A 17,123-nucleotide genomic window follows, 5' to 3' on the forward strand; every position below is an offset into this window, starting at 1 on the left:
GGAATTAAGGGAGCAATCCTCAGACAGAGTCCCTGGATCTAGCCCCAAAGGCCATTTCTTTGACCTTAGTGAGCCTATCTCGAGTGCTAGCAGCCTTCTCAAACTCCAAATTCTTAGCTTCAGCGTTCATTTGCTTCTCTAGGCGCTTAATCTCAGCAGCCAGGTCCTTCTCGCCCATATCCTCATAGCGAGCCCGCTCCTGCTCAACCTGCATCTCCTGACGCTTCTCTTTGACGTCGTAGACCCCGTCAATAATGTCCTTAATGCGCTTTTGAACACCTTTAGGCTCAATGCCATGAAGCTTATTAAAGGCAATCTGCTTGGTACGGCGCCTTTCAGTCTCCCCCATGGCGCGTTTCATGGAATCCGTAATCTTATCGGCGTACAGGATCGCTTTGCCTCGGACGTTTCGAGCGGCTCGGCCAATCGTCTGGATCAAGCTGCGCTCTGAACGCAAGAAACCTTCTTTATCGGCATCCAAAATAGCAACTAATGAGACCTCCGGAATATCCAAACCTTCGCGCAATAAGTTGATACCAACTAACACATCGAAGACACCTAAACGCAAGTCACGCAAAATTTCTACGCGCTCGACCGTATCAATATCCGAGTGTACGTATCGCACCTTCACGCCGTTATCGGATAGGTAGTCAGTTAATTGTTCCGCCATACGCTTAGTCAATACAGTAACTAATACGCGCTCACCCACTTTGACGCGCTCATGAATTTGATCCAACAAATCATCCACCTGTGTACTTGCTGGTAAGACCTCGATTTCTGGATCGACCAATCCAGTTGGTCTAGCTACTTGTTCAACGACCTGACCTTGATGAGTGTTCTCGTAATCAGCAGGCGTTGCAGAAACAAAAACGGTTTGACGCATCTTCGTTTCAAACTCAGTAAATTTGAGTGGACGGTTATCCATCGCAGAAGGTAAACGGAAACCAAATTCCACCAAGGTATGTTTACGCGATTTATCGCCGTTGTACATCGCATTGAGCTGTCCAATTAAGACGTGGCTTTCATCAAGGAACATCAAAGCATCATTAGGTAGGTAGTCCACCAGCGTAGGCGGAGCTTCGCCAGGAGCGGCGCCAGAGAGGTGGCGCGAGTAGTTCTCGATCCCTTTACAAAAACCCAATTCATTGAGCATTTCTAAATCAAAACGGGTGCGCTGTTCAAGACGCTGCGCTTCAACCAACTTACCATCTTTAACGAACTCATCTAAGCGAGTGCGCAATTCTGTTTTGATTGTTTCGATGGCTTTCAGAACAGTGTCGCGCGGAGTAACGTAGTGCGAACTTGGGTAAACCGTAAAGCGTGGAATCTTCTGACGAATTTTTCCAGTGAGAGGATCGAAGAACTGCAAACTTTCGATAACATCATCAAACAACTCAACGCGCACTGCCAACTCATTATGTTCGGCAGGAAAAATATCAATCGTGTCGCCACGCACTCTAAATACACCGCGCTTGAAATCTAATTCATTGCGGTCATACTGCATAGCAATGAGTCGCATCAAAATATCGCGCTGACTCATCTTATCGCCAGGGCGCAATGTCATCACCATGCTGTGATAGTCGCCCGGATTGCCGATACCGTAGATTGCAGAAACAGTGGCAACGATGATGACATCACGACGCTCTAAAAGACTCTTGGTTGCCGACAAACGCATCTGCTCGATGTGTTCATTGATCGAAGAGTCTTTTTCAATAAACAAGTCGCGCTGAGGAACATAGGCTTCTGGTTGGTAGTAGTCGTAATAACTAACAAAGTACTCAACCGCGTTTTTGGGGAAAAACTCCCTAAATTCGCTGTAGAGCTGGGCGGCTAGGGTCTTATTTGGGGCAAAAATGATGGCTGGACGACCTGTTCTGGCGATGACATTGGCCATCGTGAAGGTCTTTCCGGACCCCGTAACCCCTAAAAGCGTCTGAAAGGTCAATCCATCCTCTATGCCCTCCACTAGGGCATCAATAGCCTGGGGCTGGTCTCCAGCAGGTGCAAATGGCTGATAGAGCTGATAAGGGGAGTCTGGGAAGGTCACAAACTTAGCTGGATCAAGGTCGTGGCCAGCCTCGCCCAATGGATCTGCCGCCGGGCTTTTATTTACCGTTTTTACTTCGGAATTTGGAGCAATTTTGGGTAACTTAGGGGGCATCTCGGCTATCATTTCATCTGTGAGATTTCTTCACAGCGAATTTTGTACAAACAATGATTTTGCCGTTTTTCTTAGGAAATAGTTGATTCTGGCCTCAAAAACCGACAATTAAACTGAATTTAACGTCAATTACGAACAAAACCACCCTATAACCTTCAATTTCAAGCCCAAATGACCCTGTTTGCCTCAGTTCAATTAGCCCCTAAAGATCCTATTTTTGGCCTCACAGAAGCCTACGTTGCAGACCAACGCGCCGACAAGGTGAACTTAGGCGTTGGCGTGTATTACACAGATGAAGGCAAGGTTCCACTTTTAAAAGCAGTGATTAAAGCTGAAGAGGCAATTGTTGCAAAGCACTCACCGCGCAGTTACATCCCTATCGAGGGACCAAACCCATACAACAGCGCAGTGCAAAACTTATTGTTTGGCGCTGACTCTGCGCTCATTAAAGATGGACGCGTTGTAACCGCCGAATGTTTGGGCGGCACTGGCGCTTTGCGCGTTGGCGCTGACTTTATTAAACGTCTCAACTTAAATGCACCTTGCGCGATTAGCAATCCTACTTGGGAAAACCATCGCGGCATTTTTGAATCTGCTGGCTTTGAAGTAGTTGAGTACACCTACTTCGATGGCAAAACACGTGGTGTTGATTTTGACGGCATGGTGAAATCTTTAGAGTCATTCCCAAAGAACACTACCGTGTTGTTGCATGCTTGCTGCCACAACCCAACTGGTGCAGACATCACTGAAGCGCAATGGCGTCAAGTAATCGATATCTGCAAAAACAAGGGTTTGATTCCTTTCTTGGATATGGCTTACCAAGGCTTTGCGGCTGGGATTGAGCAAGACGGTGTTGCAGTTCGTCTCTTCGCTGAATCAGGAATGTCTTTCTTTGTTTCGAGTTCATTCTCTAAGTCATTCTCACTCTATGGCGAGCGTGTTGGCGCATTGTCTATCGTGACACAAAGTAAAGATGAATCTACTCGCGTGCTTTCACAATTGAAGCGTGTAATTCGCACCAACTATTCGAACCCTCCAACTCACGGCGCGGCAATTGCTGCTGCTGTTTTGAATTCACCAGAACTGCGCAAGCTCTGGGAAGATGAGTTGGCAGAAATGCGTGATCGCATTAAAGCGATGCGTCACGGTCTCGTTGAAAAACTCGCTGCTGCCGGTGTGAAGCAAGATTTTGCTTTTATCGAGAAGCAACGTGGAATGTTTTCTTACTCAGGCTTAACAGCCGAGCAAGTTGAGCGCTTACAGAAAGAAGATGGCATTTATGCCCTCTCTACTGGACGCATTTGTGTGGCAGCCCTCAATACTAAAAATATTGATAAAGTGGCTAAAGCAATCGCCCGCGTCTTAGCGTAACAAGCGGATATCCTGAATTACCGGAGGCACCATGCTATATCAGTTACACGAATTTCAAAAAGCCCTACTTCAACCAGTTAGTTCATGGGCAAGAGCTGCTTCAGAAGCTTTTATTAACGCTTCTAATCCTGCCTCTAAAGTTCCAGGATCTGACCGTTTAGCAGCTAGCTATGAACTCCTCTACCGCCTAGGCAAAAACTACAAGAAGCCAGAATTTGGTATTCGTTCAGTAATGGCGCATGGCAAAGAAGTTGCCATCCATGAAAGAACTGCGATTGCAAAACCATTTTGCAACTTAGTGCGCTTCAAGCGCTTCTCTGATGATGTCGAAGTCATTAAGAAACTTAAAGAAGATCCAGTCGTATTAATTGTTGCTCCGTTATCCGGACATCACTCCACATTGTTGCGTGACACTGTGCGCACACTCCTGCAAGATCACAAGGTTTACATCACCGATTGGATTGATGCACGCTTGGTTCCCGTTGAAGATGGTGAATTTGGTCTTGATGACTACGTTCATTACGTACAAGAATTCATTCGCACCATTGGCGCAAAAGATTTACATGTGATTTCCGTTTGCCAGCCAACAGTTCCAACTTTAGGTGCAATCTCCTTGATGGCATCAGCTGGCGAAGCAACTCCAGCATCGATGATCATGATGGGTGGTCCAATTGATGCACGCAAATCACCAACTGCAGTAAATAACTTGGCAGACCAAAAGTCTTACGAGTGGTTTGAAAGTCACGTGATTTATAACGTGCCACCTAACTATCCAGGCGCTGGTCGTCGTGTATACCCAGGTTTCTTGCAGCACACGGGCTTTATCGCCATGAATCCGCAAAACCATTTGCAGTCTCATTGGGACTACTTCCAAAACTTGGTACGCGGCGACGAGCAGGATGCTGAATCACATATTCGCTTCTACGACGAGTACAACGCCGTATTGGATTTGGACTCTAAGTTCTACTTAGACACTATCAAGACTGTTTTCCAAGACTATTCATTGCCAAATGGCACATGGGAAGTAGCTGGCGAACTCGTGAAACCACAGGATATTAAAAAGACTGCACTTCTAACCGTTGAAGGTGAGTTGGATGACATCTCTGGAAGTGGTCAAACACGTTCAGCCCACGCTTTATGTGCAGGCATTCCAAAAGAGAATAAAGACCACTATGAAGTTGCTGGCGCAGGACACTACGGCATCTTTGCTGGACGTCGTTGGCGTGAGAAGGTTTATCCAAAGATTAAGACCTTCATTCGCGAACATCAGAATACGAAGAAAACCGCTACACGGACTACCAAGTCTGCATAAATTAAGGGCTCTACGGAGCCTTTAATTTTAATAAGATCACTGTCAGCAATTTCTATGAGCCAAGCTAGTAACCTCGTTGATCAACTTGAGGATATTCTTCCGCAAACGCAATGCACTAAGTGTGGGTACCCAGATTGCCGCGGATATGCAGAAGCCATGGCCAGTGGCGAAGCCTTACCGAACCGCTGCCCTCCCGGCGGCGTAGAGGGTATTGAACGCCTGAGCAAGGTTTTGATACCAATTTACCCACAAGATGCTTTTGATCTTCACCCCACTATTGATCCAGAATGCGGCCTTGAGCGGCCCCGCCCAGTAGCATTCATTGATCCACAGAAGTGTATTGGCTGCACGCTCTGCATTCAGGCATGTCCTGTTGATGCGATCGTTGGCGCCTCTAAGCAAATGCATGTTGTGCTGACCGAGTGGTGCACAGGCTGCGACCTCTGCATTCCACCATGTCCGGTAGATTGCATCAGCATGATTAATATCACAGGAGATAAAACCGGCTGGGATGCATGGACACAAGAGCTTGCAGATGTTTCTCGCAAGCGCTATCACGACCGTGAAACACGTCTAGATCGAGAACAAAAAGATAATGATGATCGACTCGCCAAAAAGGCAGCAGCTAAATTACAGTCTGTAAACAGTGAATCACCTCAATCTGAAGAAGAATTAAAAGAACAAGAACGCAAACGCGCCATCATTGCAGCAGCTATCGCACGTGCACAAGAAATGAAATGATGAATCTAGAAAAGCGTCGCGCTTTTTTTGAGCAGCTCAAAGCGAATAACCCCAAACCAGAAACTGAGCTGGAATATAGCTCGCCCTTTGAGCTATTAATTGCGGTACTACTATCCGCTCAAGCGACCGATGTATCGGTTAACAAGGGGACACGTAAGCTCTATAAGGTTGCAAATACTCCTCAAGCCCTTTTAGATCTTGGCGAAGAAGGTGTTAGGCCCTATATCCAGCATATTGGTCTATTCAATTCCAAGGGCAAGCATATTCAGGAGACCTGTCGACTGCTCTTGGAAAAGCATGGGGGTGAAGTACCTCAGACCCGCGAAGATCTAGAAGCGCTGCCTGGTGTTGGCAGAAAAACTGCAAACGTTATTCTCAATACCGCCTTTGGACAACCTACTATTGCTGTTGATACTCACATCTTCAGAGTTTCTAATCGCACAGGTCTTGCGCCTGGTAAAGATGTCGTCAAGGTAGAAGAGCAATTGCTCAAACGTGTGCCAAAAGAGTATCTACACGATGCTCACCATTGGCTCATTTTGCATGGTAGATATACCTGCAAGGCGCGTAATCCTGATTGCGCACAATGCATAGTAGAACCCCTATGCAGCTTTAAACAAAAAACTGGCAAAGGAAAAGTTCGTGGCGATATTTAATCCAACCCGTGAAGAAGTTCGTCGATTTTTCTGCGATACCTGGAAAAAGAAAACTGAGAATCAGATTCTTGATCCAATGGAAATACTCGCAAGCGATTGGATGGTAGAACATCCCGAATACCACGACCTCCTTGCCGACCCTGAAGGCGCTCTAGGACAGGACTACACACCAGAGCGCGGAGAAACCAATCCATTCCTGCATTTGTCGATGCATTTATCGATTAGCGAGCAAATCTCTATCAATCAGCCACCTGGTATCAAAGAGATTGCAGAAAAGCTATCGCAAAAGTTAGGCTCCATGCATGAAGCGCAGCATGCCATGATGGAATGCCTTGGGCAAGTGATGTGGGAGGCGCAGCGCGAAGGTCAAGCGCTTAATCCCGAGAAATATCTAGAGGCTTTAAAAAAAATAATTTAGTGTTTTTTAAAAATCAATTCGTTTTGTCTGCCATTCCAAGGCATTTTCCCAATCCATTCCCCATCCACCACACTACCTTTAAAGTAAAAGTAACCACATCCTGGAGTAGGCAAAGGCTTACTTCTTACTTCAATATTTCTATTATTTATCGTTAAAAATAAAAGGTCTACTTCACTTCGACATTTCATTTGCCCCGTTAATTCAACTCTGCCCTCATAGCGCCCTGAATCCCCAGCTGAATCATCAAGTATTAACTTAATATGCATAGTGTAGTCAGGCCACCCCATTCCCGCTGGAACAGTTGCATAACCAGACCAGACCTCACTAGCGTAGATGGTGGATGCTTTAAAGCATATTAGAAATACAAATAGAATTTTTTTCATTAAAACAATAAGGTGCTTATGCCAAATTTGCGTTAGCAGCCCTTATAACTGCCGGCAATTCTTGAGCTTTTATTCTTCTGGCTTCTAATGTAGATGCTTGCGTTTCTTGAGTCCTTTTAGACCAAGCCGACCCCGGGAAGAAAGCATCGTCTTTAAATCTGGGGATAACGTGCCAATGAATATGCGGAACCATATTGCCTAGGGCTGCGATATTGATCTTATCGGGATGCATTACGTGACGAATAGCTTCCTCAACCGCAAAAACCAAGGTCATGATGTGATCGCGCTCGCCATAACTGAGATCAGTCATCTCCGCCACATGTCGATTCCAGATCACCCTGCAGAAACCAGGTAGATCGGGGTCGTTGACGAGAATGACTCGACAGTCATCTCCACGCCAAATAAGTTGATCCTCTTCGGCTTTGAGCTCGTCTTTACAAAGTACACAATTAGTCATGGGAGGAATGTAAACGAAAACGGCACCTAAGTCACCCTTGTGAGGTCATTTAGGTGCCGCGGCAGTATTGGCGCATTATTACTGCGCCGCTTACTACGTACTACTTAGGGATTCTTAATGGAACTGCTCTTCTTCAGTAGAACCAGTCAATGCTGTTACAGAAGACTTACCACCTTGAATAACAGTAGTTACATCGTCGAAGTAACCAGTGCCAACTTCTTGCTGGTGTGAAACGAATGTGTAGCCACGATCACGAGCAGCAAATTCTGGCTCTTGTACCTTCTCGATGTATGCAGTCATACCACGCTGCATGTAGTCTTGTGCCAAATCGAACATGTTGTACCACATAGAGTGAATACCAGCCAATGTGATGAATTGATACTTGTAGCCCATTGCACCTAATTCACGTTGGAACTTAGCAATTGTTGCGTCATCTAAGTTCTTCTTCCAGTTGAAAGATGGTGAGCAGTTGTAAGCCAACATCTTGCCTGGGAACTTCGCACGAATTGCTTCGGCGAACTGACGAGCAAATTCGAGATCAGGAGTACCAGTTTCACACCAAACCATATCAGCATAAGCAGCGTAAGCCAAACCACGTGAGATTGCCTGATCCAAGCCCTTACGTGTCTTGTAGAAGCCTTCAGCTGTGCGCTCACCTGTCAAAAATGGCTTGTCATTTGCGTCGTAGTCAGAGGTCAATAAGTCAGCAGCTTCAGCATCTGTACGAGCCAAGATGATAGTTGGAACACCCATAACGTCAGCAGCTAAACGTGCAGAGATCAATTTTTGTACAGATTCTGTTGTCGGCAACAATACCTTGCCACCCAAGTGACCGCACTTCTTAACAGAAGACAATTGGTCTTCGAAGTGAACACCAGCAGCACCTTGCTTGATCAATGCTTTGCTTAATTCGAATGCATTCAATACACCACCGAAACCGGCTTCAGCATCAGCAACGATTGGAGCGAAATACTCGATATAACCTGCATCACCTTTATTAATGCCTTTAGCTGTTTGAATTTCATCAGCACGTTGGAATGAGTTATTGATACGCTCAACCATCTTAGGAACTGAATCTACTGGATATAAAGATTGGTCTGGATACATTGCAGCATAAGAGTTACCGTCAGCAGCAACCTGCCAACCAGATAAGTAAATTGCTTGTACGCCAGCTTTAACTTGTTGCATTGCTTGACCACCAGTCAAGGCACCTAAACAGTTAACGTAAGCTTCATTGTTTACCAACTCCCAAAGACGCTCAGCGCCATGCTTAGCTAAAGTGTGCTCAATCTTCAATGAGCCGCGAAGACGAATTACGTCCTCAGCTGTATAGCCACGTGTAATACCTTTCCAGCGTGGATTGGTATCCCAGTCTTTTTGTAGAGCTGCGATTTCCGCTTTGCGATCTGCCATGTTTTTCTCCCTAAGTTAAACAAGTACTTCAAAATTTGAGAACTCTTAAGACCAGTTCAAGTCTTATGTCTTATATAAGAGTTTAGACAGTTCAAAAAAGCAAGCAAGCTAAATATGGAATATTTTTAAAAATATTTAGTTATTTAAATTCAATAACTTAATGATATATTTTTACTATGTGGAATGCATACCCACTGCTTGGAATAAATTACAGGGCTGCTGATTGCACTGCATTTTACGCAGCGTAATGACATTTCATATTATGAAATTATTAGAGCTCAACTAAGCGGTTTTTGGCGCAATACCGGCAGACACCTTAAATACCGTTGGAATAATCATGAGCTGGAAGGCAACAATACCCAGGAATAATGCATTTGGAAGGCCGGCATCCATAAAGAAGCCAAAGATAAAAGGCCCTACCGCAGCACCCAAATCAATTCCCGAATAAACGATTCCGTAAACGCGTCCAGCAACGCCTTTTGGAGTTACCGTCTTCACCAATAGATCTCGTGAAGGAGCAACAACACCATAGCCAAAGCCTAAGCCAAAAAATAAGATTGGAATAAGGCCAGCCGGAATAAATCCAGTGCCTAGTAATAAGCACATTACTATCGTTACAGACAAACAGGATGTCACGATACGCTCAGGCGCTTTCAACTTTGCAGCTAAATATCCACCGAACAAAACACCGCCAGCACTACCAAGCGCTAATAAGGTGATGTAATAACTTCCGACATCTAATGGCACTTGATAAATTGAAAATAACGCACTAGGCGCAAAAGATTGCAGGCTTGAAGTAGAAGCCATGCTGAAGAAAAAGAAAATCCAACATAACCATACCGCAGTTAACTTCAGAAATGCGAATGCACTCTCTTGCACAACCCCAGGATTAGCGGCTTGATTACTTGCGTGAGTATCGTCATGACGTTCTTTGACGTTATCTAGAAGATAGCTTCGATTGACCCACAGAACCGCCAAGATACAAGCTTCCAGCAAGGCTGCGCATAGGAATGCAACACGCCAATCACTCAATTGAGCGATGGCCACCATGAATGCTGGCGCTGCCGCCCAACCTAAGTAACCCGTGACTCCATGCATTGAATAGGCGTACGGTAGATTAGGGGGCGACACCTTGTGATTAATAAGTGTGTAATCAACGGGATGAAAAATACCGTTACCGCAACCAGCAATAACTGCTCCCATCAAGAGCATGGCATAACCATTACTTTGTGAATACACAAACGCCGCCAGAATCAACAATCCAATACCACCAAATAATACTGGCCTTGCGCCAATACGGTCCACTAGAAAACCAGAGGAAGCTTGAGCAATACAAGACACCACAAAGAAAACTGACATGAGTAAACCGAGCTCGGCATAACTCAATGCAAAAGCATCCTTCAACCATGGGAACATGGGAGGGAGTACCAAATGAAAGAAGTGGGAGCTGCCGTGAGCTAGGCTAATGAGACCAATAACCCGGACATCACTGGCACGCCTGCTAAGCGCAACAGTCATGTACCGAGTTTACTGGCGCAGGAATTTTCCTGCTGAAATACTTTTTTACTGCTTAATGGACTTGACGAGAAAAGCTAAATTCGCCCGCCTTATCAACGTCCACAGGGACTACGTCTTTAGGACCGAACTTGCCTTCCAAGATCATCTTGGAAACAGGATTCTCAATATGCTGCTGGATGGCCCGCTTCAGAGGTCTTGCTCCAAAGACGGGATCAAAACCTACTTCCGCAATTTTATTGAGAGCTGCATCACTAACCTCAAGCTGCATATCCACTTTTGCCAGACGATCCGACAAGTTTTTGAGCAATATCTTCGCGATATTGGCAATATTGCCTTTGTCTAAGCCGTGGAATACAACAATCTCATCAATACGATTCAAGAACTCAGGACGGAAATGATTTTTCAATTCCTCAAATACCGCTTCTTTGATTTCAGATTGTTTCTTGTCTGTCATTGACTGAATCAAATGCGATCCAATATTACTGGTCATCACAATGACCGTATTTTTAAAGTCCACTGTACGGCCTTGACCGTCAGTTAAACGACCATCGTCCAACACTTGCAAGAGCACGTTAAACACATCTGGATGTGCTTTTTCAATTTCATCGAACAAGATCACACTATATGGATGACGACGCACCTGCTCTGTTAAATAGCCACCCTCTTCATAGCCAACATAGCCTGGAGGCGCGCCAATTAAACGCGCAACACTATGCTTCTCCATGAACTCACTCATATCAATACGAATGAGGTGATCTTCACTATCAAAAAGGAAACCGGCTAGCGCTTTGCATAACTCAGTCTTACCAACACCAGTAGGCCCAAGGAATAAGAACGAGCCATAAGGACGATTCTCTTCTGCCAAGCCGGCACGTGAACGACGGATCGCATCCGACACTGCACGAATAGCTTCTTCCTGACCAACCACGCGTTTGTGCAAAAGCTCTTCCATCTTGAGTAATTTATCGCGCTCACCTTGCATCATCTTCGATACCGGAATACCTGTCGCACGAGAAACCACTTCGGCAATTTCTTCTGCGCCAACTTGGGTGCGTAGTAATTTATTTTTCACTACACCATCTTTGTCGCCCTTCGCTTCAGCAGCCGCAGCAGATTTAAGCTTAGCTTCGAGTTCTGGCAATTTTCCATACTGCAACTCAGCAACCTGCTCTAACTTGCCATCACGTTGTAACTTAGCAATATCGGCCTTAACCTTCTCAATCTCTTCCTTCAGATTGGCGGCGCCTAATACGGCCCCCTTCTCTGCTTTCCAGATTTCTTCAAGGTCAGCATATTCGGCGCCAAGACGCTTAATCTCTTCCTCAATAAGGCCTAAACGTTTTTGGGAAGCTTCGTCCTTTTCCTTCTTAACTGCTTCACGCTCAATCTTTAACTGAATGAGCCGGCGCTCGAGCTTATCCATTACCTCCGGCTTAGAATCAATTTCCATCCGAATGCGTGAACCAGCTTCATCAATCAGATCAATCGCCTTATCTGGCAAGAAACGATCAGTAATGTAGCGATGCGACAACTCGGCAGCAGCCACAATTGCTGGATCAGTGATTTCAATACCGTGATGGAGCTCATAACGCTCTTGCAGACCACGCAAGATAGCGATGGTTGCTTCAACACTAGGTTCTTCCACCATCACTTTTTGAAAGCGACGCTCTAACGCAGGATCTTTTTCAATATATTTGCGATATTCATCTAGGGTTGTTGCGCCAATGCAATGCAATTCGCCGCGCGCCAAGGCTGGCTTAAGCATGTTGCCAGCATCCATTGCGCCATCACCTTTACCAGCGCCAACCATCGTATGAATCTCATCGATAAAGATAATGGTTTGACCCTCATCTTTAGCAACGTCACTGAGCACTGCCTTCAGACGCTCTTCAAATTCACCACGATATTTCGCACCAGCCAATAACAAAGCCATATCCAGAACTAAAACGCGTTTGTTCTTTAAGGTCTCTGGGACTTCGCCATTAACAATACGTTGGGCCAAACCTTCTACGATCGCGGTCTTACCTACGCCTGGTTCACCAATCAGCACAGGGTTATTTTTACCGCGACGCTGCAAGATCTGAATGGTGCGACGAATCTCATCATCACGACCAATGACTGGATCGAGCTTACCCATACGAGCACGCTCAGTTAAATCGACTGTGTATTTTTTTAAGGCCTCACGTTGACCTTCAGCATCTGCACTATTCACTGATTCTCCTCCGCGCACTAAATCAATAGCCGCCTCTAACGATTTACGATTTAAGCCATTCTCGCGAGCAACCTTGCCGAGCTCGCCTTTGTCATCTGCTACAACCAGTAAAAACAGTTCACCCGCAATGAATTGATCATTACGTTTGTTGGCCTCTTTTTCACATAAGTTCAACCAATTACTGAGATCACGACCAACCTGGACTTCCCCGCTAGTGCCCTGCACTTCAGGAAGGTTGCCAATAATCTTTTCTACACCCTTTTCGAGGCCGGCCACATTGACGCCCGCTCTTGTTAGCAAACTCTTTGCACCACCATCAGAATCACGCAACATTGCCAACAACACATGGGCTGGCTCAATATATTGGTTGTCTTTAGCTAAAGTGATACTTTGGGCCTCACTTAAGGCCTCTTGAAACTTAGTTGTTAATTTATCTATTCTCATTTATGCACTCCATATATCTATCTATAGAATATAAGGGCAATATCGCCAATTTCAAGGGTATTTGAGCCCTTTTTAACCCTAATTTGACCCATTTTGACCTGGCTTGTTTACCTACTAGAATGCTCTGACGGCACGTACTATGCCGGCATTACAAACCGTCTAGAACATCGGCTAGAAGCTCACAACTCAGGGCAAGGCGCTCGCTATACAAGAGCTCGCAGACCAGTTGTCCTTTTAGCTACACAAGAGCACCCGGATCGATCTGAAGCCTCAAAGGCGGAGATCAAATTAAAGCAACTTCCCCGCTCTGAAAAGTTGGCATTCTTTAAAAACAAAAACCACCCATGAGGGTGGTTAATTTGCTGTTGACTGAACATTAGAAGGCGTCTTTTACGCGTTCTAATGCATAGATTTCTCTTAAGTGCAGAGCTTGATAAGCCACCCGATCTTTAAATAATCCTGTAATCGTTTCTGAACCAGGTGAAAAATTTCTCATAACGTCTTCATTCAGATTGTATGTAGGCCAATTTGCCTGACCACTCACATTTGGATTACCGGTTTTGGCAAAAGCCGCCCAGCTGGCAGATAACCTCTCGGACATTGCTTGATCCTGAGAGCTATTTTTATCCGCAATCGGAAACCAATCTTTTGGCCAGACATGTGTTTTCTTGAACCCAGCAATATCTTTTTCAATTCGATCGCATTGATTCACACCAGATAAGGCCTGCTTAGGAGCTTGGGTTACTAATCCCAAACTACCAAAGACATAAGGTATCTCGTAAGTATGAGGTGCGCCCGGTAAAGCGGCTCGGATATTCTGAGTTAGGTAATCAAAGTAATAGGCGTAACCCGGGGCAATACCATTCATGCTATTTGCCAATAATTTGGTACTGGCGCGATACATCAGATCCTGGATTACAAAAGAATTCAAAATACATTTATCTTTTACATTGGCATAAAGCTGCTCAATAATCTTTGGGTCTTCGCGCACATTCTTCAAAAAGACATCTAAGGCAGGCTCACCAGGCAACATGAAATCGCTATCAAATGAGTTTGTGCCGATCATGAAAGGCACTTTCGCCTGCTTACCAGCGGCAAATAAAGGAATGGGGTCGCCCTTCAAAATCTGACCGTCAACAAAAGGACCGCCAAACTCACCAGCATAGTAAGAGTTGCCATCCAGAACCAACTTCTGAACTGGCAACTTACGTAATTCGGCTAACGATTTCGCGCCAAGTGCAGCCATAAATTTAGCGCCTATATCCACCTCTGGTGTTAAGCCAAAACGCTTTTCAGTCATTCCCCTTAAAGGACTTTGTTGCGCACTTTGGGCAATCGCCTTGTGGAACAACCCCTTGGCTGCATCAGAAACCATTAACCAGGTCACACTTCTACCGCCAGCTGATTGACCAAAGATTGTTACGTTATTGGGATCTCCCCCAAATACTTCAATATTCTTTTTGACCCATTTTAAAGAGGCAATTTGATCCATGGTGCCGTAATTACCTACTGGCTCACCCTTAGCTTTTGCTTCCTCAATCAACTCTTTTGAAGCAAAAAAGCCCAATGATCCAAGACGGTAGTCAACCGTAACAACGATGACACCATTCTTCACCAAATTGATTGGGGTGAACTGCGGATCTTTAGCACCATCTACGATTAAACCGCCACCATGGAACCAAACCATGACCGGCAAATTCTTATTAGGTTTAGAGGGTGTAAAAACGTTGAGCTTTAAACAATCCTCGCTACCTGGTAGCCCAAGACCATCGTTAAGATTTTTAATATATTGCTGCGGACAGGCACCACCAAACTTACTAGCATCACGTGTGCCATTCCAAGCAAGCGCTGGTTGCGGAGGGCGCCAGCGCAAGTCACCCACAGGAGGGGCTGCATATGGAATATTTTTAAACGCCTGCATGTTGTACTCAATCACACCTTGCAAGCCACCTGTTTCAACCTTAACAACAGGCTTCTCTGCAGCACATACGCCAGTAGCAATAGCAGTCAATAACAAGGCAACTAATTTTTTCATTTGAATCTCTCTTGCGAAATATGGAATATGGCTTAGGTTTTATTCCAGCGGGCCATTGCAGCCTCGTCAGTCACGCGAGCATCTACCCAACGAGCCCCTTCAGGGGTATCTTCTTTCTTCCAAAATGGAGCCGCTGTTTTTAGGTAGTCCATGATGAACTCGCAGGCAGCGAAAGCCTCACCCCTGTGCGCACTGCTTACGGCTACCAGAACAATTTGATCCTCGGGCAACAGTGGTCCAACTCGATGTATCACTAGCGTTTGATAAATATCCCAACGTGCTTTAGCTTGATCAAGGATTTCTTGCAGAGACTTTTCAGTCATCCCAGGGTAGTGCTCAAGCGTCATGCCTTTTACTGGGCTGCCATCATTCATATCCCGGACAGCTCCTAAAAAAGAGACTACCGCGCCAACACGTGGGTCTCCTTTTCTGAGCGCCGCAATTTCAGCGCTAAGGTCGAAATCGTTTTCCTGAATACGAATAGATGAATTGGACATACTAGCCGCCGGTTACCGGAGGAAAGAAAGCTACTTCAGCCCCATCCTGAAGAACGGTATTTGCATCAACCATGTGTTGATTAAGAGCACAGCGCAATACCTTACCTTCAGCCAATACTTCAGACCAAGGGTTGCCACGCTCAATAAGATGCGCCCTGAGCTCAGCTATCGTTTTAACTGTTGCTGGAATCGTAATGCTCTCTTGCGAGATGCCAAGAGCCTCACGCAATGAGGCGAAGAATCGTAATTCGAGTTTCATGAACTAATCGTAAACCGATTATTTGAGGAGCGCATCAAAAGGAATGTATTTCACCAACTCGCCAGACTTGATTGGCTGATTTGGCGGGCAATCAACTAGGCCATCACCCCAAGAGGCGCTGGTGAGTACGCCTGAACTTTGATTTGGGTATAAATCAAGACCACCTTGATCATTAATCTTAACGCGCAAGAACTCATTGCGACGATCAGCTTTCAGCCAATCAAAGTCCGCACGCATTAAATACGATTGAGGAAGTTTAGCTTCACGCCCCTGTAACTTCAAAATGAATGGGCGAACAAATAACAAGAAGGTGACAAAGCTAGAAACTGGATTGCCAGGCAACCCAATAAACCAGGCTTCACCGTCTTTAGGCTCACTGGATTTACGTACCGCACCAAATGCTAGCGGCTTACCCGGTTTGATGGCAATTTGCCAAAGATCCAATCGCCCCTCGGCTGTTACCGCAGGCTTAATATGATCTTCCTCGCCAACCGATACGCCGCCAGAGGTAATAATCAAATCATGATTTTTACTGGCCTTGCGCAGCGCCTCTCGCGTTGCATCCAATCGATCAGGAACAATACCTAAATCCGTAGCATCACAACCCAAAGACTTCAGACAAGCTAGCAAGGTATCGCGATTGGAGTTGTAGATGCCACCAGGTTTTAATGGCTCTCCCGGAAGTGCCAATTCATCACCCGTAAAAAATGCCGCGACCCTTACCCTGCGTTTTACATTGAGATGCGTTAAGCCAGCGGAAGCGGCAACACCTAACTCTTGAGGGCGCAAGAATGTGCCCGCAGTCAAGCAAGTCTTGCCAGTTGTTAAATCTTCGCCGCTACGACGAATCCATTGACCGGAAGTAGGAGCAACATTAATAGTGACTTGATCAGGCTGATCCCCAACCGTGCAATCTTCTTGCATTACAACGGCATCGGCACCAGGGGGAACAGGAGCGCCTGTGAAAATTCTGGCGGCAGTACCAGATTCCAACTGGGTTCCAATAGAACCGGCTGGAATACGCTGAGCAATTTTTAATGTTTGTCCGGGTGTTGCCGTATCTGCACATCGAACCGCATAGCCATCCATTGAGGTGTTATCCAGTGGCGGCACATCTACCAAGCTCTTTACATCATCGGCCAGAACTCTTCCCAATGCCGCTTGCGTGCTTACCTTCTCACTCTCAGTTACTGTCATTGCATTTGAGAGCAAATGGTCTAATGCCTGCTGCGCTGTCAACATGGGT

General features: G+C 45.7%; 16 protein-coding genes. 6 read left to right on the top strand and 10 right to left on the bottom strand.

Annotation, left to right across the window (positions count from 1 at the left end):
* Positions 1 to 19: 19 nt before the first annotated feature.
* The gene (uvrB, locus tag ICN19_RS02265) at positions 20 to 2,161 is read right to left on the bottom strand and encodes an excinuclease ABC subunit UvrB (protein ID WP_370625110.1); all 2,142 of its coding nucleotides are present in this window, start codon (positions 2,159 to 2,161) and stop codon (positions 20 to 22) included.
* A gap of 171 nt (positions 2,162 to 2,332) precedes the next feature.
* On the opposite strand from uvrB, the gene ICN19_RS02270 reads away from it, so the two are divergent.
* The 5 genes from ICN19_RS02270 to ICN19_RS02290 are packed head-to-tail and all read left to right on the top strand — an operon-like array spanning position 2,333 to position 6,659.
* On the top strand, positions 2,333 to 3,532 hold the full coding sequence (locus ICN19_RS02270) for an amino acid aminotransferase (protein ID WP_216187935.1): 1,200 nt from the start codon (positions 2,333 to 2,335) through the stop codon (positions 3,530 to 3,532).
* 31 nt (positions 3,533 to 3,563) lie between these two features.
* A complete protein-coding gene (locus ICN19_RS02275; protein ID WP_216214094.1) occupies positions 3,564 to 4,844 on the top strand; it encodes a polyhydroxyalkanoate depolymerase in 1,281 nt (426 codons plus the stop codon).
* 54 nt (positions 4,845 to 4,898) lie between these two features.
* Positions 4,899 to 5,585, top strand: coding sequence for an electron transport complex subunit RsxB (rsxB, locus tag ICN19_RS02280; RefSeq protein ID WP_216245417.1), 687 nt, complete (start codon positions 4,899 to 4,901; stop codon positions 5,583 to 5,585).
* Positions 5,585 to 6,241, top strand: a complete 657-nt coding sequence (gene nth / locus ICN19_RS02285) for an endonuclease III (protein ID WP_216246008.1) — start codon at positions 5,585 to 5,587, stop codon at positions 6,239 to 6,241. The genes rsxB and nth overlap by 1 nt, the downstream gene beginning before the upstream one ends.
* The gene (locus tag ICN19_RS02290) at positions 6,234 to 6,659 is read left to right on the top strand and encodes a DUF1841 family protein (protein ID WP_216246009.1); all 426 of its coding nucleotides are present in this window, start codon (positions 6,234 to 6,236) and stop codon (positions 6,657 to 6,659) included. The genes nth and ICN19_RS02290 overlap by 8 nt, the downstream gene beginning before the upstream one ends.
* Here ICN19_RS02290 and ICN19_RS02295 read toward each other — a convergent pair.
* From ICN19_RS02295 to clpB, 5 genes are all read right to left on the bottom strand, one after another.
* A complete protein-coding gene (locus tag ICN19_RS02295; protein WP_216245419.1) occupies positions 6,656 to 7,042 on the bottom strand; it encodes a hypothetical protein in 387 nt (128 codons plus the stop codon). The genes ICN19_RS02290 and ICN19_RS02295 overlap by 4 nt on opposite strands.
* Positions 7,043 to 7,058: 16 nt before the next feature.
* Positions 7,059 to 7,499 (bottom strand): HIT family protein, encoded by a 441-nt coding sequence (locus ICN19_RS02300; protein WP_216245422.1) that lies wholly within the window; start codon positions 7,497 to 7,499, stop codon positions 7,059 to 7,061.
* Positions 7,500 to 7,613: 114 nt separating this feature from the next.
* Complete coding sequence (gene aceA, locus ICN19_RS02305; protein WP_215348597.1) at positions 7,614 to 8,912, bottom strand: isocitrate lyase; 1,299 nt, start codon at positions 8,910 to 8,912, stop codon at positions 7,614 to 7,616.
* A 282-nt stretch (positions 8,913 to 9,194) separates the two neighbouring features.
* On the bottom strand, positions 9,195 to 10,430 hold the full coding sequence (locus tag ICN19_RS02310; RefSeq protein WP_216245424.1) for an MFS transporter: 1,236 nt from the start codon (positions 10,428 to 10,430) through the stop codon (positions 9,195 to 9,197).
* 52 nt (positions 10,431 to 10,482) lie between these two features.
* Positions 10,483 to 13,086 (bottom strand): ATP-dependent chaperone ClpB, encoded by a 2,604-nt coding sequence (clpB, locus tag ICN19_RS02315; RefSeq protein WP_216245428.1) that lies wholly within the window; start codon positions 13,084 to 13,086, stop codon positions 10,483 to 10,485.
* A gap of 93 nt (positions 13,087 to 13,179) precedes the next feature.
* Between clpB and ICN19_RS02320 the strand changes: the two genes are divergently transcribed.
* Positions 13,180 to 13,434 (top strand): GIY-YIG nuclease family protein, encoded by a 255-nt coding sequence (locus tag ICN19_RS02320; protein WP_068322262.1) that lies wholly within the window; start codon positions 13,180 to 13,182, stop codon positions 13,432 to 13,434.
* A 28-nt stretch (positions 13,435 to 13,462) separates the two neighbouring features.
* On the opposite strand, the gene ICN19_RS02325 is transcribed toward ICN19_RS02320, so the two are convergent.
* From ICN19_RS02325 to glp, 4 genes are read right to left on the bottom strand one after another with little or no spacing between them, the layout of a single operon-like run.
* The gene (locus ICN19_RS02325; RefSeq protein ID WP_216245429.1) at positions 13,463 to 15,121 is read right to left on the bottom strand and encodes a carboxylesterase/lipase family protein; all 1,659 of its coding nucleotides are present in this window, start codon (positions 15,119 to 15,121) and stop codon (positions 13,463 to 13,465) included.
* 32 nt (positions 15,122 to 15,153) lie between these two features.
* A complete protein-coding gene (gene moaE, locus ICN19_RS02330; protein ID WP_216245430.1) occupies positions 15,154 to 15,618 on the bottom strand; it encodes a molybdopterin synthase catalytic subunit MoaE in 465 nt (154 codons plus the stop codon).
* Between the two features lies 1 nt (position 15,619).
* Positions 15,620 to 15,877, bottom strand: a complete 258-nt coding sequence (gene moaD, locus ICN19_RS02335) for a molybdopterin converting factor subunit 1 (protein WP_216245432.1) — start codon at positions 15,875 to 15,877, stop codon at positions 15,620 to 15,622.
* An 18-nt stretch (positions 15,878 to 15,895) separates the two neighbouring features.
* Positions 15,896 to 17,119, bottom strand: a complete 1,224-nt coding sequence (gene glp / locus ICN19_RS02340) for a gephyrin-like molybdotransferase Glp (protein ID WP_216246010.1) — start codon at positions 17,117 to 17,119, stop codon at positions 15,896 to 15,898.
* Between the last annotated feature and the right edge of the window lie 4 nt (positions 17,120 to 17,123).

The organism is Polynucleobacter sp. AP-Capit-er-40B-B4 (assembly GCF_018882245.1).
Taxonomy (GTDB): domain Bacteria; phylum Pseudomonadota; class Gammaproteobacteria; order Burkholderiales; family Burkholderiaceae; genus Polynucleobacter.